Annotated in this window: 24 protein-coding genes; 13 read left to right on the forward strand and 11 right to left on the reverse strand. The window is 69.2% G+C overall.

Features of this window, described 5'->3' with window-relative positions; all coding sequences use genetic code 11:
* Positions 1 to 36: 36 nt before the first annotated feature.
* From fabG1 to LCL87_RS18900, 5 genes are all read left to right on the forward strand, one after another.
* Positions 37 to 759: a 3-oxoacyl-ACP reductase FabG1 gene (fabG1, locus tag LCL87_RS18880; protein ID WP_225022458.1), complete on the forward strand. Its 723-nt coding sequence runs from the start codon at positions 37 to 39 to the stop codon at positions 757 to 759.
* A gap of 57 nt (positions 760 to 816) precedes the next feature.
* Complete coding sequence (gene inhA / locus LCL87_RS18885) at positions 817 to 1,614, forward strand: NADH-dependent enoyl-ACP reductase InhA (protein WP_225022460.1); 798 nt, start codon at positions 817 to 819, stop codon at positions 1,612 to 1,614.
* Positions 1,615 to 1,657: 43 nt separating this feature from the next.
* Complete coding sequence (locus tag LCL87_RS18890) at positions 1,658 to 2,728, forward strand: ferrochelatase (protein WP_225022462.1); 1,071 nt, start codon at positions 1,658 to 1,660, stop codon at positions 2,726 to 2,728.
* A gap of 49 nt (positions 2,729 to 2,777) precedes the next feature.
* A complete protein-coding gene (locus tag LCL87_RS18895) occupies positions 2,778 to 3,086 on the forward strand; it encodes an antibiotic biosynthesis monooxygenase (RefSeq protein WP_225022464.1) in 309 nt (102 codons plus the stop codon).
* A 61-nt stretch (positions 3,087 to 3,147) separates the two neighbouring features.
* Entirely contained in the window at positions 3,148 to 3,630 is a 483-nt protein-coding gene (locus tag LCL87_RS18900) for a helix-turn-helix domain-containing protein (RefSeq protein ID WP_225022466.1), read from the forward strand.
* A 21-nt stretch (positions 3,631 to 3,651) separates the two neighbouring features.
* Here the strand turns inward: LCL87_RS18900 and LCL87_RS18905 are convergent, their stop codons facing one another.
* Positions 3,652 to 4,461 carry an Rv1486c family protein gene (locus LCL87_RS18905; RefSeq protein WP_225022468.1) on the reverse strand — a complete coding sequence of 270 codons (810 nt, stop codon included), beginning with the start codon at positions 4,459 to 4,461 and terminating at the stop codon, positions 3,652 to 3,654.
* A 67-nt stretch (positions 4,462 to 4,528) separates the two neighbouring features.
* Between LCL87_RS18905 and LCL87_RS18910 the strand changes: the two genes are divergently transcribed.
* From LCL87_RS18910 to LCL87_RS18925, 4 genes are all read left to right on the forward strand, one after another.
* Complete coding sequence (locus tag LCL87_RS18910; RefSeq protein WP_225022470.1) at positions 4,529 to 5,353, forward strand: DUF3097 domain-containing protein; 825 nt, start codon at positions 4,529 to 4,531, stop codon at positions 5,351 to 5,353.
* Between the two features lie 67 nt (positions 5,354 to 5,420).
* On the forward strand, positions 5,421 to 5,852 hold the full coding sequence (locus LCL87_RS18915) for an NfeD family protein (RefSeq protein ID WP_225022472.1): 432 nt from the start codon (positions 5,421 to 5,423) through the stop codon (positions 5,850 to 5,852).
* A gap of 5 nt (positions 5,853 to 5,857) precedes the next feature.
* Positions 5,858 to 7,027, forward strand: a complete 1,170-nt coding sequence (locus tag LCL87_RS18920) for an SPFH domain-containing protein (protein WP_225022474.1) — start codon at positions 5,858 to 5,860, stop codon at positions 7,025 to 7,027.
* Positions 7,028 to 7,030: 3 nt separating this feature from the next.
* Positions 7,031 to 7,417, forward strand: coding sequence for a ribosomal protein L7/L12 (locus tag LCL87_RS18925; protein WP_225022476.1), 387 nt, complete (start codon positions 7,031 to 7,033; stop codon positions 7,415 to 7,417).
* A 19-nt stretch (positions 7,418 to 7,436) separates the two neighbouring features.
* Here LCL87_RS18925 and LCL87_RS18930 read toward each other — a convergent pair whose 3' ends face one another.
* The 6 genes from LCL87_RS18930 to LCL87_RS18955 form a co-directional block, all read right to left on the reverse strand.
* Positions 7,437 to 7,946 carry an Imm44 family immunity protein gene (locus LCL87_RS18930; RefSeq protein WP_225022477.1) on the reverse strand — a complete coding sequence of 170 codons (510 nt, stop codon included), beginning with the start codon at positions 7,944 to 7,946 and terminating at the stop codon, positions 7,437 to 7,439.
* Between the two features lie 37 nt (positions 7,947 to 7,983).
* Complete coding sequence (locus tag LCL87_RS18935; protein WP_225022479.1) at positions 7,984 to 8,853, reverse strand: hypothetical protein; 870 nt, start codon at positions 8,851 to 8,853, stop codon at positions 7,984 to 7,986.
* Between the two features lie 4 nt (positions 8,854 to 8,857).
* Positions 8,858 to 9,388 carry a hypothetical protein gene (locus LCL87_RS18940; protein ID WP_225022481.1) on the reverse strand — a complete coding sequence of 177 codons (531 nt, stop codon included), beginning with the start codon at positions 9,386 to 9,388 and terminating at the stop codon, positions 8,858 to 8,860.
* Positions 9,385 to 9,966 (reverse strand): hypothetical protein, encoded by a 582-nt coding sequence (locus tag LCL87_RS18945; RefSeq protein ID WP_225022483.1) that lies wholly within the window; start codon positions 9,964 to 9,966, stop codon positions 9,385 to 9,387. The genes LCL87_RS18940 and LCL87_RS18945 overlap by 4 nt, the downstream gene beginning before the upstream one ends.
* Positions 9,967 to 10,012: 46 nt before the next feature.
* Positions 10,013 to 10,660: a TVP38/TMEM64 family protein gene (locus LCL87_RS18950; protein ID WP_225022484.1), complete on the reverse strand. Its 648-nt coding sequence runs from the start codon at positions 10,658 to 10,660 to the stop codon at positions 10,013 to 10,015.
* A gap of 65 nt (positions 10,661 to 10,725) precedes the next feature.
* Entirely contained in the window at positions 10,726 to 11,547 is an 822-nt protein-coding gene (locus tag LCL87_RS18955) for a hotdog fold thioesterase (protein WP_225022486.1), read from the reverse strand.
* A gap of 171 nt (positions 11,548 to 11,718) precedes the next feature.
* Here LCL87_RS18955 and mutA point away from each other — a divergent pair, with 171 nt between their 5' ends.
* The 3 genes from mutA to meaB are packed head-to-tail and all read left to right on the forward strand — an operon-like array spanning position 11,719 to position 16,878.
* Entirely contained in the window at positions 11,719 to 13,632 is a 1,914-nt protein-coding gene (gene mutA, locus LCL87_RS18960) for a methylmalonyl-CoA mutase small subunit (protein WP_225022488.1), read from the forward strand.
* The gene (gene scpA / locus LCL87_RS18965) at positions 13,629 to 15,890 is read left to right on the forward strand and encodes a methylmalonyl-CoA mutase (protein WP_225022490.1); all 2,262 of its coding nucleotides are present in this window, start codon (positions 13,629 to 13,631) and stop codon (positions 15,888 to 15,890) included. Before mutA ends, scpA begins: the two co-directional genes overlap by 4 nt.
* Positions 15,877 to 16,878 carry a methylmalonyl Co-A mutase-associated GTPase MeaB gene (meaB, locus tag LCL87_RS18970; protein ID WP_225022492.1) on the forward strand — a complete coding sequence of 334 codons (1,002 nt, stop codon included), beginning with the start codon at positions 15,877 to 15,879 and terminating at the stop codon, positions 16,876 to 16,878. The genes scpA and meaB overlap by 14 nt, the downstream gene beginning before the upstream one ends.
* 74 nt (positions 16,879 to 16,952) lie before the next feature.
* Here meaB and LCL87_RS18975 read toward each other — a convergent pair whose 3' ends face one another.
* Positions 16,953 to 17,390 (reverse strand): VOC family protein, encoded by a 438-nt coding sequence (locus LCL87_RS18975; RefSeq protein WP_225022501.1) that lies wholly within the window; start codon positions 17,388 to 17,390, stop codon positions 16,953 to 16,955.
* Between the two features lie 86 nt (positions 17,391 to 17,476).
* Here LCL87_RS18975 and LCL87_RS18980 point away from each other — a divergent pair, with 86 nt between their 5' ends.
* Positions 17,477 to 17,986, forward strand: coding sequence for an SRPBCC family protein (locus LCL87_RS18980; RefSeq protein WP_225022503.1), 510 nt, complete (start codon positions 17,477 to 17,479; stop codon positions 17,984 to 17,986).
* Positions 17,987 to 18,032: 46 nt separating this feature from the next.
* Here the strand turns inward: LCL87_RS18980 and LCL87_RS18985 are convergent, their stop codons facing one another.
* From LCL87_RS18985 to LCL87_RS18995, 3 genes are all read right to left on the reverse strand, one after another.
* Positions 18,033 to 18,710, reverse strand: a complete 678-nt coding sequence (locus LCL87_RS18985) for a ScbR family autoregulator-binding transcription factor (protein WP_225022505.1) — start codon at positions 18,708 to 18,710, stop codon at positions 18,033 to 18,035.
* Positions 18,711 to 18,823: 113 nt separating this feature from the next.
* On the reverse strand, positions 18,824 to 19,867 hold the full coding sequence (locus tag LCL87_RS18990) for a nucleoside hydrolase (protein ID WP_225022509.1): 1,044 nt from the start codon (positions 19,865 to 19,867) through the stop codon (positions 18,824 to 18,826).
* Positions 19,864 to 20,343 carry an OsmC family protein gene (locus LCL87_RS18995; RefSeq protein ID WP_225022511.1) on the reverse strand — a complete coding sequence of 160 codons (480 nt, stop codon included), beginning with the start codon at positions 20,341 to 20,343 and terminating at the stop codon, positions 19,864 to 19,866. The genes LCL87_RS18990 and LCL87_RS18995 overlap by 4 nt, the downstream gene beginning before the upstream one ends.
* Positions 20,344 to 20,387 lie beyond the last annotated feature (44 nt).

The raw sequence follows: 20,387 nt of genomic DNA on the forward strand, positions 1-20,387 counted from the left end.
ACCCGTAACCCGCCAGTGAGCAGATAGGTTGATCGCATGTCGAACACCAGCAGCCCGTCCCGTTCCGTGCTCGTGACCGGAGGCAACCGCGGCATCGGCCTGGCCGTCGCGCAGCGCCTCCTCGACGACGGACACAAGGTGGCCGTCACGCACCGTGGATCGGGCGCGCCGGAGGGGCTGTTCGGGGTCAAGTGCGATGTGACCGACGCGGACTCGATCGACCGCGCCTTCAAGGAGGTCGAGGACCATCAGGGCCCCGTCGAGGTTCTGGTCGCCAACGCCGGCATCACCGACGACACGCTGCTCATGCGCATGGACGAGGACCAGTTCACGCGCGTCCTCGACGCCAACCTGACCGGCGCCTTCCGGTGCGCCAAGCGCGCCAACCGGGCCATGCTCCGTGCCCGCTGGGGCCGGATGATCTTCCTGGGCTCGGTCGTCGGCATGGCGGGCCAGGCCGGCCAGATCAACTATGCGGCGTCCAAGGCCGGCGTCATCGGTATGGCACGCTCGCTCACCCGCGAGCTGGGTTCGCGGTCGATCACCGCGAACGTCGTGGCGCCGGGCTTCATCGAGACCGATATGACTGCCGAACTGTCCGAAGACCTGCGCGACACCGCCAAGAAGTTCATCCCGCTGCAGCGCCTGGGACAGCCCGAGGACGTCGCCGCAGTGGTCAGCTTCCTCGCCTCCGACGATTCCGCGTACGTCTCCGGTGCCGTGATCCCGGTCGACGGCGGCATGGGCATGGGCCACTAGCCCGCCCCCGGAACCTCTCTCGCACCCACAGACTTTCATCACAGGAGTAGCAACAACATGGGCGGATTGCTCGCGGGCAAGACCATTCTCGTCACCGGCATCATCACTGACGCCTCCATCGCGTTCCACGTCGCGAAGGTGGCACAGGAACAGGGCGCGAAGGTGATCATCACGGGCTTCGACCGGCTGCGGCTGATCGACCGGATCGCGCAGCGGCTGCCGCAGCCGGTGCCGCCGGCCGTCGAGCTGAACGTGCAGGACGACGAGCACCTCGCGACGCTCGCCGAGCGGGTTCGGGAACTTGCGCCCGAGGGCCTCGACGGTGTGGTGCACTCCATCGCGTTCTCGCCGCGCTCGGGTCTCGGCGCGCCGTTCCTGGACGCCCCCTGGTCGGACATCTCGAACGCGATGGAGATCTCCGCGTACTCGTACGCCTCGCTCGCCAAGGCGCTGCTGCCGGTGCTCAACGACAACGCGTCGATCGTCGGCATGGACTTCGATCCGTCCCGCGCTATGCCGTTCTACAACTGGATGGGCGTGTCGAAGGCCACCCTCGAGGCCGTCAACCGGTACGTCGCCAAGGAGGTCGGCACCCGCGGCATCCGCTCGAATCTCGTTGCGGCCGGCCCGGTCAAGACCCTCGCCGCGAAGGCCATCGCGGGCGACGCGACCGGCCCCGGCGCGGAGCTGAACAAGCTGAACACCGCGTGGGACACCGCCGCCCCGATCGGCTGGGACGTCGACGACCCGACTCCGGTCGCCAAGAGTGTCTGCACGGTCCTGTCCGACTGGCTACCGGGCACCACGGCGTCGATCATCTACGTCGACGGCGGTTTCCACGCGGTGGTCGGCTGACCCGTCGCGGGCAGCGATTTCGGCACTGGGCGAGAATGGACGCATGAGCGGACAGCGGGACACGGACTTCGACGCACTCCTCGTGCTCTCCTTCGGGGGACCGGAGAAGCCCGAGGACGTGATGCCGTTCCTCGAGAACGTCACCCGGGGTCGGGGCGTGCCGCCCGAGCGTCTCGCCGCGGTCGCCGAGCACTACATGCACTTCGGTGGTGTGTCCCCGATCAACGCCCTCAATCGCGACATCATCGCGCGCCTCGAGGCCGAATTGCAGGGCGCCGGAATCGATCTGCCGGTCTACTTCGGCAACCGTAACTGGCACCCGATGGTGGAGGACACGGTCGCCCGCATGCGTGACGACGGTGTCCGCAACGCGCTCGTGTTCCCGACGTCGGCGTGGGGCGGCTACTCCGGGTGCCGCCAGTACGACGAGGACATCGCGCGGGCGCGTACCGCGGTCGGTGCGGACGCGCCGACGCTGGCGAAGCTGCGCCAGTACTACGACCACCCGTTGATGGTCGCCGCGTTCGCGGACGCGATCCGTGCTGCGCGCGAAGAGCTTTCGGAGGACGTCCGGGATCGCGCCCGGTTGGTGTTCACCGCGCACTCGGTGCCCGTCGCGGCCGATGTGAACGCCGGTCCGCCGGCCGAGGGCGGCAACCTGTACAGCCGCCAGGTCGCCGACGCGTCCCGCCTGTGCGCCGAGGCCGCCGGCATCGACGACTTCGACCTGGTGTGGCAGTCGCGCTCCGGTCCGCCGCAGGTGCCGTGGCTTGACCCCGACATCTGCGACCATCTCGACACCGTCGCGGCGTCGGGCGCGCCCGCGGTGATCGTGTGCCCGGTCGGGTTCGTGTCGGACCACCTCGAGGTGGTGTGGGACCTCGACACCGAGGCCCGCGACAAGGCGGCCGAACTGGGAATCGAGTTCGCGCGCGTCGCGACACCGGGCACGGATCCTCGGTTCCCGCAGATGATTCGGGAACTCGTGGAGGAACGCCGCACCGGCGCCGCCCCGGCTCGACTGGGTCGGGAACCGCTGCTGGGCGCGACGGTCGACGGGTTGCCCTGCGCGGTGAACTGCTGTGCGCCGGCGCGTCGTCCGGGCGGAAACTAGAGAGATCGGTGCTTGACCTCAATCCACGTTGAGGTTCTAGGTTCGCGGAATGACCGAGATTCTGCGTATCGACAAGTTCCACGTCCCCGAGGCGTCCCTGCACGAGTTCTTGGCAAAGGTAGGGGAGACCCACGAGGTGCTGGGGCGCTTGGACGGCCTCGTCGCGAACGATGTCGTCCGGTTGCAGGAGGGCGAGAGCCACTTCAATGTGGTCACCGTCGTGAAGTGGAGGGACCGGCATTCATACGATTCGGCCGGGCGGATGATGGCCGAACGTGCCCGGACCACCGGATTCGACAGGACCGTGTTCTGGGAACGCCTCGGCGTCGAAGCGGATCTGGGGACTTACACGACGTAGGCTGTCGTCGTCCACCGGCCTGTTTCCGGATGGAAACCATCGGGCCGACTATGTTGTTCGGGTGCAGGACAGCCTCTATCACCGCTTCGAGTTCACGTTCATCGTTCCGCTGCTGACGGTGTCGCGGGAGGCCGCGATCGCGGACGAGTTCGACGTGAGTGTCCGCGATCAGGGTGGCCTGCAGTTGCTGACCGTGGCGGCCGAGGGAATGCGCTGTGCGACGGCGGGAATGAGCCTGGTCGATCAACTCGTCGCGCACGGGGTGACGCCGGAACGCACCCACCCCGATCTCGTCACCCGTCAGGACGTCGCGGACCGCGCCGGCGTGACCCGTCAGGCGGTGGGGCAGTGGGTGCGCGGGGTCCGGCAGCGCGGGACACCGTTCCCGGTGCCGTTCAACACCGTCTCCGGCGGCATCTGGCTGTGGGGTGACGTGTACGCGTGGTTGCGGCAGCACGACTACGGCCGAGACACCGGGATGCTCTATCCCACGCTCGACGAGCACGTGCGCATCGACCGGCACATCGTGATGAACCACCGCTGATCACAGCGGCCGCCGGGGGCGTCAGGCGCGGTGCGCATCCCGCGCGGAGGCGGACACCGCGGCCACCCGTGCGGTTCGGACCGCGGACCACAGTGGTCGCAGCAGTTCCTCGCGGGCCCCGGCGCTGGACGCGGACGGTGCCTCGGTCGGCGAATCGTGTTCCGCGACGGACAGAATCGTCGCCACTTGGTCGGCCGAGTCGAGGATGCGAAGGGCCCGCGTCGGGATCGAATCGGGGTAACGGTGGTGGGCGCGGTCGTCGAGTGCCTCGGCGATGCGGCGGCGGGGATCGCCGTCGGCCCGGCCCGTCCGCACCGACGACAACTGCAGCAGCGCGTCCGCGGCGTCACGGATCGCTTCGCGCATCGCGTACTCGGCCTCGCCCAGACCGGTGTGTTCGGTGACCGCGGGCACCGCCGCGATCGCGTGGACCGTCCAGCGCAGCACGTCCGGCCCCTCCACGACGGGGACCAGTCCGATCCCGGGCTGTCCGGGTTCGCCGACGATCACGCCCTCCTCGGCGGCGAGCGCGGCCCGCGCGAACTCGGTGCCGGCGGGCAGGCCCCGCACGTCGCCCGGTGCGGGCAGCACCAGGCGCAGTCCGCCCGGCGTCTCGGTGCACCGCCGGACGATGCGCAGCAGGATGGGCGCGGCGCCGTCCTGCACACCCGGCCACGCGAGGTCCGTCGCCAGGGCGGTCTCGGCGTCGGCGGCGCCGACGAGGTGCATCGGCGCCCACTGGTGGAGGGCGTCGATCACGTCGTCGGGTGCGCTGTCTCCCGCGAGCCAGGAAGCGGCCCACAGGGTCAGTGTCGCGCTGGGGGAACTCACGGTTATCGAGCATAGGACGGCGTGGCGGTGTCCGCGCACACCCCCGCCTGGCATAGCGTGAGGTGCCGTGAACGCGAGCAACAAGTACGGCGACATCTTCGCCGGCCACGCCCGGACCCGGAAGCCCAAGACACCCGAGGTGGCCGCCGAACGAGACCTCGTGGTGGAGGACGCCGCCACCGGATTCTGCGGCGCCGTGGTCGGCATCGAGCGCACGTACGACGGTGATTTCGTGCGCCTCGAGGACGGGGCCCGCCGCACCCGCCTGTTCGCGATGCGCGAGGCGGCGTTCCTGATCGACGGGCGGCCCGTGACCCTCGTCCGTCCCGCACCCCGGCAACAGAAGCCGGCGGCGCAGCGGTCGGCGTCGGGTTCGACGAAGGTCGAGGGGCTGCGGGCACGGACCGCGCTGCCGAGCCGGATCTGGGTGGAGGGCGTGCACGACGCGGCCCTGGTCGAGCGGGTGTGGGGACATGATCTCCGGGTCGAGGGCGTGGTCGTCGAACACCTCGAGGGGCTCGACAACCTGGGTGATCGACTGGCCGAGTTCCGGCCCGAGCCCGGTCGGAAGGTCGGCGTGCTGGTCGACCATCTGGTCACCGGCTCGAAGGAGGAGCGGCTGACGCAGGGCCTCGGCCCGCACGTGATGGTGACCGGTCATCCGTACATCGACGTGTGGGAGGCGGTGCGGCCCAAGTCGGTCGGCATCGCCGCCTGGCCGACGATCCCGCGAGGCCAGGACTGGAAGACCGGCGTGTGCAACGCGCTCGGCTGGGGCACCCCGCAGGACGGGTGGCGTCGAGTCTACGGTGCCGTCGAGAGCTTCCGAGACCTCGAGGCCCCGCTGATCGGTGCGGTGGAGCGATTGGTCGATTTCGTGACCGCCGACTGAACTGGTTGCCCCCTCGGCCGCGTTTCGCAGGCATCCCGGCGAACGGGACTTCTGGTTAGATGGTCTTGTGGCAGCTTTGATTTGGCTGGTAGCAGGCGTTCTCCTGGCCGCGGCGGAAGCCTTGGTGGGGGAGTTCTTCCTGCTGATGCTCGCGGGCGGCGCGCTGGCGACCGCCGGATTCTCCGCGGTGACCGACTTCCCGGTCTGGGTCGACGCGGTGGTGTTCGGCGTCGTATCGCTCGTGCTGGTGCTGGGCGTGCGCCCGGCGCTGCTGCGCCGCTTCGAGAAGCCGCCGCTGAAGCTGATGAACACCGAGGCCCTGCCGGGCAAGCACGCGCTGGTGCTCGAGGAAGTCGGCGAGCACACCGGCCGGGTCAAGCTCGACGGTGACGTGTGGACGGCCCGTCCGCTCGACGTCAACGAGGTGTATCCGCCGGGGACGACAGTCACGGTGATGGAGATCGACGGCGCCACCGCCGTCGTATGGAGGGGACCGTAGAGAAGATGGCAGCACTGATAGTTCTGGCGGTACTGGTCGTACTCGTCGTCATCCTGGTCGCGAAGTCGGTGGCGCTGGTGCCGCAGGCCGAGGCGGCCGTGATCGAGCGGCTGGGCCGCTACGCGCGCACGGTGTCGGGCCAGCTCACCTTCCTGGTGCCGTTCGTGGACCGGATCCGGGCGAAGGTGGACCTGCGCGAGCGGGTGGTGTCGTTCGCCCCGCAGCCGGTCATCACGCAGGACAACCTGACGCTGTCGATCGACACGGTCGTCTACTTCCAGGTCACCAACCCGCAGGCCGCGGTCTACGAGATCAGTAACTACATCGCCGCGGTCGAACAGTTGACCATCACCACGCTCCGTAACGTCGTCGGCGGCATGACCCTGGAGGAGACGCTGACGTCCCGCGACTCCATCAACGGGCAGCTGCGCGGCGTGCTCGACGAGGCCACCGGCCGGTGGGGGCTGCGTGTCGCCCGCGTCGAGCTCAAGAGCATCGATCCGCCGCCGTCGATCCAGGAGTCGATGGAGAAGCAGATGAAGGCCGACCGCGAGAAGCGGGCGATGATCCTCACCGCCGAGGGACACCGCGAATCGGCGATCAAGACCGCAGAGGGTGCCAAGCAGAGCCAGATCCTCGCGGCCGAGGGCGCCAAGCAGGCGTCGATTCTCGGGGCCGAGGGCGAGCGGCAGTCGCGGATCCTGCGCGCGCAGGGCGAACGGGCCGCGAAGTATCTGCAGGCGCAGGGCGAAGCCAAGTCCATCGAGAAGGTGTTTGCCGCGATCAAGGCCGGCCGACCCACTCCCGAGATGCTCGCCTACCAGTACCTGCAGACGCTGCCGCAAATGGCGCAGGGTGATGCCAACAAGGTGTGGTTGGTGCCCAGCGACTTCGGCGACGCCCTCAAGGGCTTCGCGAAGACACTCGGCGCCCCCGGCGACGACGGCGTGTTCCGGTACGAGCCCAGCCGCACCGACGACGAGGACCTGCCCCGGCCCGAGGACGACTCCGAGGAGATCGCCGGCTGGTTCGAGACGAAGGCCGATCCGGCGGTCGCTCAGGCGGTCCGCGCGGCGGAGGCCGTGGCGCGGACGCCCGTCGACAGCCCGCTGACGCAGGAGCACCTGCTCGGCGGCGGCGAGCAGCCCGAGGGACTTCCGCCGGGGCAGGCGTAGTCGGTGCTGCGCTGGCTGGACCGCGAACCGGTCCAGCGGTGGCTCGGGACGCTCTTCCTGGCGTGGGTCGTGATCCTGGTCGGACCGTCGGCGATCGACCGAGCGACGTCGGACCCGTCAGCATGGGACTGGGTGTGGCTCGGCATCTTTTTGATCGCCCTGGCCGGTTCCGCAGTGGGGGTGGTGTCGGCGTGGCGGAACCGGAACACGCCCGCCGTCGAGGTGGCTCGGGTGACGCCGGACGAGGTAGCGGTACCGGACGTGCTTGCGGCGATCGCGTCCTCGTCGGGCCGGATCGACGCGATCAAACGACTCCGGCAGATCTACCCGGGGCTCGGACTGCGCGATGCGAAGGAACTCGTGGAGAAGCAGTTGCCCGGTCCGGGCTGAGGTGCGTGGCGATCTCCGGTCAGAGCGTTTCGGCGAACAGATCTTCGACCTCGTCCAGGGCCAATCCCGTCGCCTCGGCGATGTCGTCCAGAGGTAGCCCCGCCCGGCACAGTTCGGCGGCCCGGGAACGTGGACCGTCGAGCCATCCGAGCGTCGTGAGGGACTGCTCGGCGGCCCGCCTGAGCTCGGCCCGCCGGCCGGGCGACCACGGTGCCGACCGCGACAGCGAAGCCCTTCCGATCCAGTGGCGCAGCAACTCCCCGAGCGTCTCCCGTTGCTGCGCTACGGTGCGTCCACCCATCGCTTCCTCTGACACGCAGACGTCGACGAGCATCGCGGGCTCGCTCCTCTCGAAGCGGGTGAACGACCGCCGGCCGACGCTCTCGGGTAGGCAGCGCAGACAGATCACGAGGGTGCCGGGGAGCGATTTCGTGGCGACGGCGAAGTCGGCTCCGGCGTCCTGCAATTCGCTCGCCAGCCGGTACACGTCGCCGACCGATCCGGTGTCCGACGTGACCACGAGATCCATTCGCCCGACGATACCGACGTGCGGCGGTAGGAGGAGGTCAGCGGGTCAGTAGTTGCTCGGCCCGGTCTTCGTCGAGACCACCACGCCAGGAGGCGAGGGGAACCGGGATGTCCGATCGCGGACCGCTCCTGACGGTGCGATAGGCCGCCCTGCGTTCGGTGTCGGGGATGAACCGATCCCAACTCGGAACGAGGGCAGGGCAGGGTAGGACGCCGATCTCCGACAGCCCGATCAGGATTCCGTAGCGCTGATACTTGTCGGTGCCCGGAACGATCTTGGACCGTGCGACGGCCTTCTCGAGGTCGCTCGGGAGCGTCCCCGCAGGCAGAGTGCGGACGAGGTCCAACAGCGCACGCAGCCGTTGTCTGTCGTCGTCGGTCGGAAGCGGCAGGCCCTGCGCCGCAGCGGCTTCCAGATCGGGAAGATAGTGCTGAGGCAGTTCGTTCCACGCCCATCCGAGAGCGAGTCGCAACAGCGCCTCCGTGACGTCGACCTCGTACGAGTCCTCGGTCAGGCCGCAGTCGGGGATGCCGTGGTTGCCCTGGTCGGCGGTACCGAGATGCCGTGCCCACCCGTACGAGATCACCGTCTGTCGGCCGCGCGGAGCGCTCCCCAGTCCGGCGACGAAGGCACCGAGTACACCGTCGACATCGATGGCGTCGGCGGCGACTGTCGCGCGTTCGACGATCTCCGGTGGCGTCCAGCGTTCCGTGCTCCGGACTGGCCAGCCGAACCCTTCTGCAGCGGCGACGTCCTCGGGTGCGCGCGACCGTTCTGTGCCCTTGACGGTTCCGGCCCGGGTGAGGCGGTAGCCGTAGCAGAGCAGCAGGGGCTCGAGTTCGGCTCCCTCGGGGATGCGACGCGGTGCGGCGCTCACCATCGGTCCTGAAGTGCTGTTCTCACTCATGGCGCTATGTCACCAGCGCCCGGCCGACGCCCGCAACGGCGATCGCCCACAGCACGCTGGTGAAGGTGCCGATGATGAACTGTTCCGACGCGTGCGGCTCGCGCAGTTCGGGGTAGCGCGCGAGGCCCTTGACGGCGAGGACGATCGCGATGCCCTCCGGCCAGCCGGCCAGGATCGACACCGCGACGGCCGTGCGCTCGAGCAGCCCGATCATGCGGCCCCCGCGCAGCGGTCCGTCGTCGGGTTCTGGTCCGGCATCGGGTTGGCGACGGGCGAATCGGAAGGCGGCCAACACCATCGGTGCGCCGCCGGTGGCGGCGGCCGCGACGGTGAGGACGTAGGTCGTGGCGAGCGCGAAGCCCTGGACCGGTGGCGCCGCGGTCGCGGCGAGTGCTGCCCCGCCGAGCGCGAGGACGGCGACGACGGGCGCCAGGCGGACGGCGGTGCCCGCCCGGTCGGACGTTGCACCGAGCCGGCCCGCGACCGCGCCGACGAGCGCCGCGATTCCGATGAGGATGAGACTGAGCGCGGTCATCGGTCGGCCCTCCCGAGCAGACGTGCGGCCAACTGTCTTCCGGCGACCTCGGCGTGCCAACCGGCGGCAATGAGGCGCTGCGACACGGCCTGCTTGCTGATGCCGAGTTCGGTCGCGGACTCGGCCTGGGTGAGCCCGCGTCGCGCGAGATCGACAGCGGCGTGGCCCTGCGGTGTACGGCGCGATACGAGCAGCGCCAGCAGCGTGAGGGCGGCGTCGGCGTCGGCTGCCGCCTGCGAGTCCGTGGCCTCGACGGCGACCCCGGACGGCGCCCTCTTGGCGCGTTCCACGGCGTCCCTCGCGGCCTCGAACGCGGGTCCGCGCCCGGCCCGGGTCTGTGTGGGGAGGGGTTCCTCGACCTCGCCCACCCCGATGCCGACGCTCCAGTGTTCCCGGCGCACGAGTTCGAGCGCGAGATCGACGACGGTGTCGGCGTCGTCGGCGACGGCCTGGACCTCGTCTCCGGCGGTCCGCTCGAACGGGCGGAGCAGCGGGCACGACGCGAGGTCGTCCAGAAGCGGTCCGACGCGGTCGATGTCTCGTCGACTGCCTCGTTGATCGACGGTCAGTACGAACATGGAGCAAGGCTATGGGCTTGATACTGCAAGATCAAGCCTCTGGGCCTTACTTTGATGAATCCAGTTCCTGAACTTGACCCGAGGGGACGGGCGTGCGGGCATCGACGAACAATCCGAACATCCCCACGACGATGCAGACTCCCGACACCACCAGCAGCCTCGGGTCGGTTTCCCCGGTCAGGGCGTCGGCGAGGAGCACGACACCGACCGTGCCGGGCAGGATGCCGGCCACCGTCGCGAGCGTGTAGGGCAGCACGCGGACCGACGAGACGCCGCAGCAGTAGTTCACCACCGAGAACGGGATCATCGCGATCAGCCGCAAGGAGCCGACCGCCAGCCAGCCGCGCCGCTCGAGGCGGGCGTCCACCGAGCGGACCGCGGGATGCGTCAGGTGCGCGGCGACGGCCTCGCGGCCCATCGCCCGCACGATGAGCAGGGCGAGGACGGCGCTGATCGTCGTGGCCGCCATCGTCACCGCGATCCCGGTGGCCGCACCGAACAGCACGCCCGCGCTGACCGTGAACAGGGTTCGGGGGACGGGTGCAATCGTCACGACGACGTGCACCAGCAGGAAGACCAGAGGGAACAGCGGTCCGACCGAATCCGCCCACGACCGGATCTGCTCGATCGACGGATGCGGGACCAGTGCCGCGGCGCCGAACAGCACCGCCAGCCCGACGAGGGCGCCGAGCACACGGGGATCCCTCAGTCGCGCAATCACAATCGCTCAGACTACCTGCGAGACCCGTGCCGACGCGCCTACCGGCTGGGGCGCCGGCACGTGACGGTGGCGACGGCGCACGCCCGGCCGTCTGCGCCGGTGCTCGTCACCCGCGCGACCGCGACCGAGCGGCCGGCGCGGACCACCTCGGCGGTGAACACGACATCGGCGTCGACGGGGGCGGGCCGGAAGAAGTTGATGCGCATCGACGCGGTGTACATGGGTGCGTCCGGCGTGCTGACGGCCGCGTTGCCGACCAGATCGATCGCGCAGGCCTGGATGCCGCCGTGCATCACGCCCAGCTTGTTGGCCAGCGCCGGGTTCGCGGGGACGACCAGGCGGGTGCCGTCGGCGGACTTCTCGAACCGGGCGCCGATGCGCGTCAGCGACGACACGGAGGCGTCCGGAACGGATCCCGGCGCGGCAGCGGGGCGCGCGACGGTCGTGCTGCGATCGGCGCCGCCGTCGACGAAGTTGCCCCACGCGGTCGCGGTGGCGAGCAGGGTGCCTGCGCCGTCCCGGAGCTCGGTCGAGGCGATGCCGCCGTCCTCGGTGATCGCCACGGCGCGGCCGTCGGCGACCACCTCGGGGCCGATCCAACCGGTCGGTGTGACGAAGTCCACTGACAGGTCGGCCGTCACGACACCGGTGCGGTCGCCGCGGCGGTCCCAGAGCGTGAATCCGAGGATGTCGTCAACCAGAATGCCCAGCGTGGCGGTGGGGGAGACGCCCTGTGGGGCGTGTCCGTCGATGTCCATCGTGAGACGGTTGACGCCGTCGAGACGCTGCGGGCGGCTCATCCGGAAAAGCCGCTGAGGGGTGATCGACACACCTTCTTCCAGCACGTTCGCAACGCTCATGAAACGAGGCTAGCGAACCGTGGGTGGCCTGGCGTCGGCGGCCGGAGTGATGCGGTTAGCATCACAGGTCAAGGGGACGGGAATCGTCCCATTTGTTTGCCCGATTGTTTGTCCGATTGGAAGACCGCTCGCCACGAGCGATCACGCACGAGAGTGAGAGGGAGCCGCCCCGTGTCACCAGCTTCACAAGCCGAGGACGCCGCGCGCGCCTACTCGGAATGGCAGCAGGCCGTCGCCGGCGTGCTTGCCAAGTCGCGTCGAGTCGACGCCGCCGAGCTGGGCCCGGAGCCGCAGAAGCTTCTCGATACCACCACGTACGACGGCGTGACCGTGTCGCCGCTGTACACCGGTCGCGACGAGCTTCCCGAGGCCCCGCTGCCCGGCCAGTTCCCGTACGTCCGTGGCGCCGACGCGAGCCGTGACGTCAACTCCGGTTGGCTCGTCAGCGCCCGCTTCGGCCAGGACGCCCAGGACGCCGCCGCGGTCAACCGGACGGTCCTCGACGGGCTCGAGAACGGTGTGAGCGCGCTGACGCTGTCGCTCGGCGGCAAGAACCTGCCGGTCGCGGAGCTCGACGCCGCGCTCGCCGGCGTGCTGCTGGATCTGGCGCCGCTGTCCCTGGACGCCGGTACGGATGTGGCGGCTGCCGCGCAGCAGCTCTACACGCTGCTCGATGCACGCGCCGCAGCCGGTGACGGCGTCACCGACCGGGCCCAGGTCCGAGTCGGGCTGGGCGCCGCGCCGCTGACCGACGCGTTCTCCGGTGCCGCCGGCATCGAGCTGGACGAGGCCGTCGCGCTCGCCGCGGCCGCTTCGGCCCGTACCGAGACGGTCCGCGCCCTCACCGTGGACGGCACCGCCTTCCACAACGCCGGTGCCGGCGACGCCGAGGAGCTCGGCGCGGCGATCGCTGCCGGTGTCGAGTACCTGCGCGCGCTCACCGAGCGCGGTCTGACGATCTCGGAGGCCCTCGGCCAGCTCGAGTTCCGTCTCGCCGCGACCGACGACCAGTTCCAGACCATCGCCAAGTTCCGCGCCGGCCGCCAGGTGTGGGCCCGCGTGGCGCAGGTGTGCGGTGCCTCCGAGTTCGGTGGCGCCGTGCAGCACGCGGTGACCTCGGCCGCGATGATGTCGCAGCGTGACCCGTGGGTGAACATGCTCCGCACCACCCTCGCCGCGTTCGGTGCGGGTGTCGGCGGCGCCGACTCGGTGACGGTCCTGCCGTTCGACGTCGCGCTGCCCGCGGGCGCCGCGGGTGTCTCGAAGTCGTTCTCCGAGCGCATCGCCCGCAACACCCAGCTGCTGCTGCTCGAGGAGTCGCACCTCGGCCGCGTCCTCGATCCGGGTGCCGGCTCGTGGTACGTCGAGCAGCTCACCGAGGAGATCGCGGCGAAGGCGTGGGAGTTCTTCCAGCAGATCGAGGCCGCCGGTGGCTACCGCGCCGCCCTCGCTGCCGGTGTCGTCGCCGACCGGATCGCCGCGACGAAGGCCGCCCGCGATGCCGATATCGCGCATCGCCGGACCGCCGTCACGGGCATCAACGAGTTCCCGAACCTCGGTGAGGCCGCGCTGCCCGCCGGTGCCGCCGAGGCCGGTTCCTCCGTCGCCGGTGTCACCGTCGCTCGTTACGCGGCCGCCTTCGAGGCGCTGCGCGACCGCTCGGACGCCTTCCTCGCCGCGAACGGTGCCCGCCCGCGGGTGCTGCTGGCGCCGGTCGGCTCCGTCGCCGAGCACAACGTGCGCACCACGTTCGCGACGAACCTCCTCGCGTCCGGTGGCATCGAGGCCGTCAACCCGGGTCAGCTGGATCCGGCGGACGGCGGCATCGCCACGGCCGTCAAGGAGTCGGGCGCGACGATCGCGGTGCTGTGCGGCACCGACAAGCGCTACGGCGAGCAGGGCGCCGCGGCTGTTGCCGCGCTCCGCGAGGCCGGCATCGAGCAGGTGCTGCTGGCCGGTCCGGAGAAGGTCTTCGCAGATGTCGAGGGCGCCGGGCGTCCCGACGGATTCCTTACCGCTCGCATCGATGCAGTCGCGGCTCTGACCGAACTGCTCGGCGCAATCGAAACTGGGAGCATCAAGTGACAACGAACGAGGTCAAGCACCTCATCGGCAACTTTGCCGACGTCGCGTTGACGGACCCGGAGTTCCCGCAGCCGGCCGCTCCCACCGCGGCGCAGGCCGAGGCACTGGTCGAGAACCTCGCGACCGCGAACGGCTACACCGCCGAGCAGGTCGTGTGGTCGACGCCCGAGGGCATCGACGTCAAGCCGGTCTACACCAAGGCCGACCGGGACGCCGCCGAGGCCGACGGCTACCCGCTGGGCAGCTACCCGGGCGCGGCCCCGTTCCTGCGTGGCCCGTACCCGACGATGTACGTCAACCAGCCGTGGACCATCCGCCAGTACGCGGGCTTCTCCACCGCCGCCGAGTCCAACGCGTTCTACCGCCGCAACCTCGCGTCGGGTCAGAAGGGCCTGTCGGTCGCGTTCGACCTCGCGACGCACCGCGGCTACGACTCCGATCACCCGCGCGTGCAGGGTGACGTCGGCATGGCCGGTGTCGCGATCGACTCGATCCTCGACATGCGTCAGCTGTTCGACGGCATCGACCTGTCGCAGGTGTCGGTGTCGATGACCATGAACGGCGCGGTGCTGCCGATCCTGGCGCTGTACGTCGTGGCGGCCGAGGAGCAGGGTGTCGCTCCCGAGCAGCTGGCCGGAACCATTCAGAACGACATTCTGAAGGAGTTCATGGTCCGCAACACCTACATCTACCCGCCGAAGCCGTCGATGCGGATCATCTCCGACATCTTCGCGTACACGTCGGCGAAGATGCCGAAGTTCAACTCGATCTCCATCTCGGGCTACCACATCCAGGAGGCCGGTGCGACCGCCGACCTGGAGCTGGCCTACACGCTCGCCGACGGCATCGAGTACATCCGCGCCGGTCTCGACGCGGGCATGGACATCGACAAGTTCGCGCCGCGTCTGTCGTTCTTCTGGGCGATCGGCATGAACTTCTTCATGGAGGTCGCCAAGCTCCGCGCCGGGCGTCTGCTGTGGGCCGAGCTGGTCGAGAAGTTCGCCCCGAAGAACTCCAAGTCGCTGTCGCTGCGTACCCACTCGCAGACGTCGGGCTGGTCGCTCACCGCGCAGGACGTGTTCAACAACGTCGGCCGCACGTGTGTCGAGGCGATGGCGGCGACGCAGGGCCACACCCAGTCGCTGCACACCAACGCGCTCGACGAGGCGATCGCACTGCCGACCGACTTCTCGGCTCGCATCGCCCGCAACACCCAGCTGCTGATCCAGCAGGAGTCGAACACGGTCCGTCCGATCGACCCGTGGGGTGGCTCGCACTACGTCGAGTGGCTCACCAACGAGCTCGCGAACCGTGCCCGCGCGCACATCGCCGAGGTCGAGGAGGCCGGCGGCATGGCGCAGGCCATCGGTGAGGGCATCCCGAAGCTCCGCATCGAGGAGGCCGCGGCCCGCACCCAGGCCCGTATCGACTCCGGCCGGCAGCCGCTGATCGGCGTCAACAAGTACGTGCCGGACGAGCCGGACAGCATCGAGGTGCTCAAGGTCGACAACACCAAGGTGCGCGCCGAGCAGATCGCGAAGCTGCAGCAGCTGCGCGCCGAGCGCGACGAGGCCGCCACCCAGGCCGCGCTCGCCGAGCTCACCCGCGCCGCCGCCTCCACCGAGGGCGGCATGGAGAACAACCTGCTCGCCCTCGCCATCGACGCGGCCCGCGCCAAGGCGACCGGCGGCGAGATCTCCGACGCGCTCGAGAAGGTCTACGGGCGCCACCAGGCCGAGATCCGCACCATCAGTGGTGTGTACCGGGACGAGGCCGGAAAGGTGAGCAACATCTCGAACGCCATCGCACTCGTCGAGAAGTTCGCCGAGGAGGAGGGACGTCGTCCCCGCATCCTCGTCGCGAAGATGGGCCAGGACGGTCACGACCGCGGCCAGAAGGTGATCTCCACCGGCTTCGCCGACCTCGGCTTCGACGTCGACGTGGGACCGCTGTTCCAGACCCCCGAGGAGGTCGCCCAGCAGGCGGCCGACGCCGACGTCCACATCGTCGGTGTGTCCTCCCTCGCTGCTGGTCACCTCACGCTGGTGCCGGCGCTGCGGGAGGCGCTCGCCGCGGCGGGTCGCCCCGACATCATGGTCGTGGTCGGTGGCGTCATCCCGCCGGGCGACTTCGAGGAGCTGTACCAGGCCGGTGCCGCGGCGATCTTCCCGCCCGGCACGGTTCTCGCGGACGCGGCGATCGGTCTGCTGCAGAAGTTGTCGGAGCAGTTGGGACACGATCCGATTGCCGCCGACTAACCGTCCGCCGCTCGATCTGGCTGCGCTCGGTGACGCGGTCCTGGAGGGCCGGCGAAGTGATGTGTCCAAGGCCATCACCCTCGTCGAGTCCACCCGGGCCGATCACCGGGAGCAGGCGCAGCAGTTGCTGCTGCGCCTGCTCCCGCACGCCGGAAACGCGATCCGGGTAGGCATCACGGGTGTCCCCGGCGTCGGCAAGTCGACGACCATCGAGGCCCTCGGGATGCACCTGATCTCGTTGGGACACAAGGTCGCCGTCCTTGCCGTCGACCCGTCGTCGACCCGCACCGGTGGGTCGATCCTCGGCGACAAGACCCGGATGCAGAACCTGTCGGTGGAGCCGAACGCGTTCATCCGGCCGTCCCCGACGTCGGGGACGCTGGGCGGTGTCGCGAAGGCGACCCGCGAGACGATGGTGCTGCTCGAGGCCGCCGGCTACGACGTGATCCTCGTGGAGACGGTCGGTGTGGGGCAGTCGGAGGTGACGGTCGCCAACATGGTGGACACGTTCACGTTCCTCACGCTCGCCCGCACCGGTGACCAGCTGCAGGGCATCAAGAAGGGCGTCCTGGAGCTCGCCGACATCGTCACCGTCAACAAGGCCGACGGCAAGCACGAGACCGAGGCTCGGGTCGCTGCTCGTGAACTGGCCGGTGCGCTGCGGCTGATCTACCCGCACGACGCGCTGTGGAAGCCGCCGGTGCTCACGATGAGTGCACTCGAGAACATCGGGGTCGACAAGTTCTGGGACGAGGTGCTCCGGCACCGCAAGGTCCTAGGCGACGCCGGTGAACTCGAACGCAAGCGGCAGAAGCAGCAGGTCGACTGGACGTGGTCGATGATCCACGACCAGCTGTTGCGCCGACTCGACTCGAACGAGCGGGTGAAGAAGATCCGCGGCGAGGTCGAGGACCAGGTTCGTGAGGGGTCGCTCACCGCGGCCCTCGCGGCGCACCGGATCCTCGAGGCGTTCGACGGCGCCGAATAGCGCTGTCCTGCAGTCGTCAACGACGACGAGGGCCCCGCACCATGCGATGGTGTGGGGCCCTCGTCGTTTCGCTCTCACATGTCGGTGCTCAGCCGTACCCGCCCGTCGGCGTCGACGCTCCAGCCCGGGTTGTGGCAGATCTCCCAGATCACGCCGTTCGGGTCGGCGAAGTGCCCGTGATAGCCGCCGAACGCGGCCCGCTGTGGATGCTTGATCAGCGATGCGCCGGCCCGTATCGCGGCGGCGACGAGGGCATCGACGGCCGCGGCATCGGAGACATTGTGCGAGAACGTGATTCCCGATGTCGCGACGTGTGTCCCGGGGCGCCCGATGTCCTCACGGAACTTCTCGGCGTCGAACAGTCCCAGCACCGTGCCCGGTGCGGTCTGGAAGAAGATGATCTCCCCGGGTACGTCGAGCAGCGCCTCCCACCCCAGCCCGCCGCAGTAGAACGCACGGGCCGCATCGAGATCCGGCGTCGCGAGCGTCACGAAGTGGATGTGTTGGTCCATGCGAGGAGTCTGGCACCGATTCCCGCGGCCTGCACAAATCGGCCGAAAGCGGTCGAATCGAGTGTCCTGTGGTGCACAATCGCCGCGTGGGCAAATGGTTCGAGCGGGCTCAGGTGCCCAAAGATCAAGTGCTGCAGGTTTCGTCATCTGTGGAGATCGCGATTCCGCGGCGACAGGTTTGGGACCTGATCAAACCGGCCGAGAGTTCGATGCTTCTCGATCCGTCGGTGGTGCGGTCGTTCCGTGCACCGGGAACTCCGGAAGGCGTCGGCGAGATCCAGGTTTTCATCAGTAGGGTCGACGGACGTGAACACGTCGGTGCCATCGAGGTTGTCGATGAAGTTTCCGGCGAATACGCCATGACGAGGCAGATCGGTGACGCAGATGATGCGGCTCGACTGACTTACTTGCTCGCTGACACACCAGGAGGGACCCGGCTCGAACAGCGGTCGGTGTTCACGGTCCCGGCGGCCCACGCCGAATACGTGCCGACGTATCTCGAGCACTATCACGTAGGTATCGAGTCGTACCTGCACCGGGTGAAACTCGTCGCCGAGGGTGGTTGGCGCGCTCCCGGCAGGCATGCGGCGTCCTGACGCCGCACCCGAGGGTTCCCGGGCGCGGCGACAGGACTGAACGGTTTCAGGCCTCAGGCGCCGAATCGGTTGCCGCGGCATCGGAGTCGACGGGCGGGGTCCACCGCGCCGCGCGGATGTCCGACAGTTCCGCCGCATCATCGGTGGTGGCGATCGCCGGAAGCAGGTACTCCCACATGTCGTCGACGCGCTGCTCGATGTCGGCGCGCAGCGTGAGGACCTGCGATACCAGTTGGACGCCGGTGAACGACCCGATCACGAACCGTGCGAGGGACGCCGGATCGACGGTGTCCGCGATCTCGCCCTGCTCGATGCCCTGCTCGACGACCGTCTGCGCGCTCTCGATCCACTCGACGTACGGCTGCGCAGGTTCGCTCGAACCGCTGAACTCGAGCGTGAGACGCATTCCGGCGCGCACGACCGGATCGTGAATGATCTGGCGCGCCATCTCGTGACACAGCATCACGAGTTGCCGCAGCGGGCTTGCGCCGGTTGCAGCGACCGAGTGGACCGATTCGATCGAGGTGCGGTGTTGCTCCTCGATGACGACGCGTGCCAGCTCGTCCTTCGAACGGAAGTGGAAGTAGAGAGCGCCCTTGGTGGTTCCTGAACCGTCGACGATGTCGCCTAGGCTCGCTCCCTCGAACCCGGATTGCTCGAACATGCGAGCTGCACCGGTGATGATCTGTTGCCGTGTTGCCACGGCGCGTGCCTGTCGTGCCACGTGTACCGCCTTTTTTCCCGACTGAACAACCTGGTTGACCGCAGCCGGGATGCCGACTGGACGCTCATCCAGATCGACGAAACGGTACCAGTGTCGAGCTACCGGTCGGTTCGCTACGAACGCCCCCCGAACGGCCGCGCGAGGGCGGCCAAGCGGGTGATCAGGTCCTCGAGAAAAACGGACTCATCGGTATTCCACGCAATTCGGGCATTGAGTGATCTTCCCCACAGTCCGTGCCAATCGGCGACCGTCTGCCCCCGCGTGATCCGGCCCTCGGTCTCGACGTCGACCGTGGCGGTTCGGTACGTGGCGATCGACGGATCGAGGGCGACCGCCGCCGCGAAGGGGTCGTGCAGGTGCGCGATGAATCCCTGCGCGTGGTCGCGATGGAACTCGAAGTAGAAGCGAACCGCGTCGGAGACGTGGCGTACCAGGAGGTTCGACGCCGCGGACCGGGCCCCGGGCGGATCGGTCGCCCCGATGTCCTCGGCCGGGGTGCTGCCGGCCAGTTCCGCGAACCGTCGAACATGATCCGGTGTGAGGACGATGCGTTCGGTCAGATTCAACCCGCAGACGATCGGCGCCCGTTCGGGTGGGACGGCGGAGAACGCGGCGAACACCTCGGCGGCGGCCTCGGGGTCGACGGAGATGTTCCACTCCGCGACCGGCGTCGTGTTGCCCGGATATTCGAAGGCGCCGCCCATCACGACGAGACCCCGGAGCCGCTGGGGGAGTTCGGGATCCCGGCGGATCGCGAGCGCCAGATTCGTCAGTGGACCGGTCACGAGGCCGACGAGTTCACCGGGCCGCTCGCGGGTCAGCTCCACCCAGGCCTCGGCCGCCGAACGTGCCGACGGTCGGAGCCCGGGGGTGGGCAGGGTGGCGTAGCCGATGCCCTGCGGCCCGTGGGTGTCCTCGGTGGTGCGCAGCGGGGCGGACAGGGGGCCGTCGGCGCCGACCGCGACCTCGATGTCGGTGCGCCCGCACAGTTCCAGCCAGGCCAGATTGTTGGCGGCGACCTGGGCGGTCGGAACGTTGCCGGCAGTCGAGAGGATCGCGACGATCTCCGCGTCCTCGCGCGCGAGCAGGTACAGCAGTGCGATCGAGTCGTCGATCCCGGTGTCGACGTCGACGATCAGCGGGGTGCGTTCGTTCACCGCGCACCCGCCTCGACCGCCACGGTGGCACGGTGTCCGACGACGAAGTTGACCGAGCGAGCGATGAAGCACATGTCGTGCGCCTGGGCATGGAGACGTTCGGCATCCGCGACCATGGATGTTTCGGTGACCGTGATCTGTGGGGTCAGCATCACCTCCGTGAACTGACCGGATCCATCCGGATTCATCTCCATCCGGCCGGTGGGGCGGTCGGTGTACCCGGTCACGACGATTCCCGCCTTCGCGGCCAGCGCGAGATACCAGAGCATGTGGCACTGGGACAGCGCGGCCACCAGCAGTTCCTCCGGATTCCACGCTTCCGGCACGCCTCGGAAGGCGGGATCCGCGCTGCCGTGCAGTGTCGGCTTTCCGGGGGCGGACACCGTGTGGTCGCGGTCGTACTCGCGGTATCCGGTCGTTCCGGAACCTCGGTTCCCGGTCCACTCGATGTCGAGGGCGTAGGTGTGGTCGGCCATGCAAGCATCATGGCTCAAACGCCGGTTCGATGGTGTCAGGGCGT

Source organism: Prescottella equi (assembly GCF_020171745.1).
GTDB classification, from domain to species: domain Bacteria; phylum Actinomycetota; class Actinomycetes; order Mycobacteriales; family Mycobacteriaceae; genus Prescottella; species Prescottella equi_A.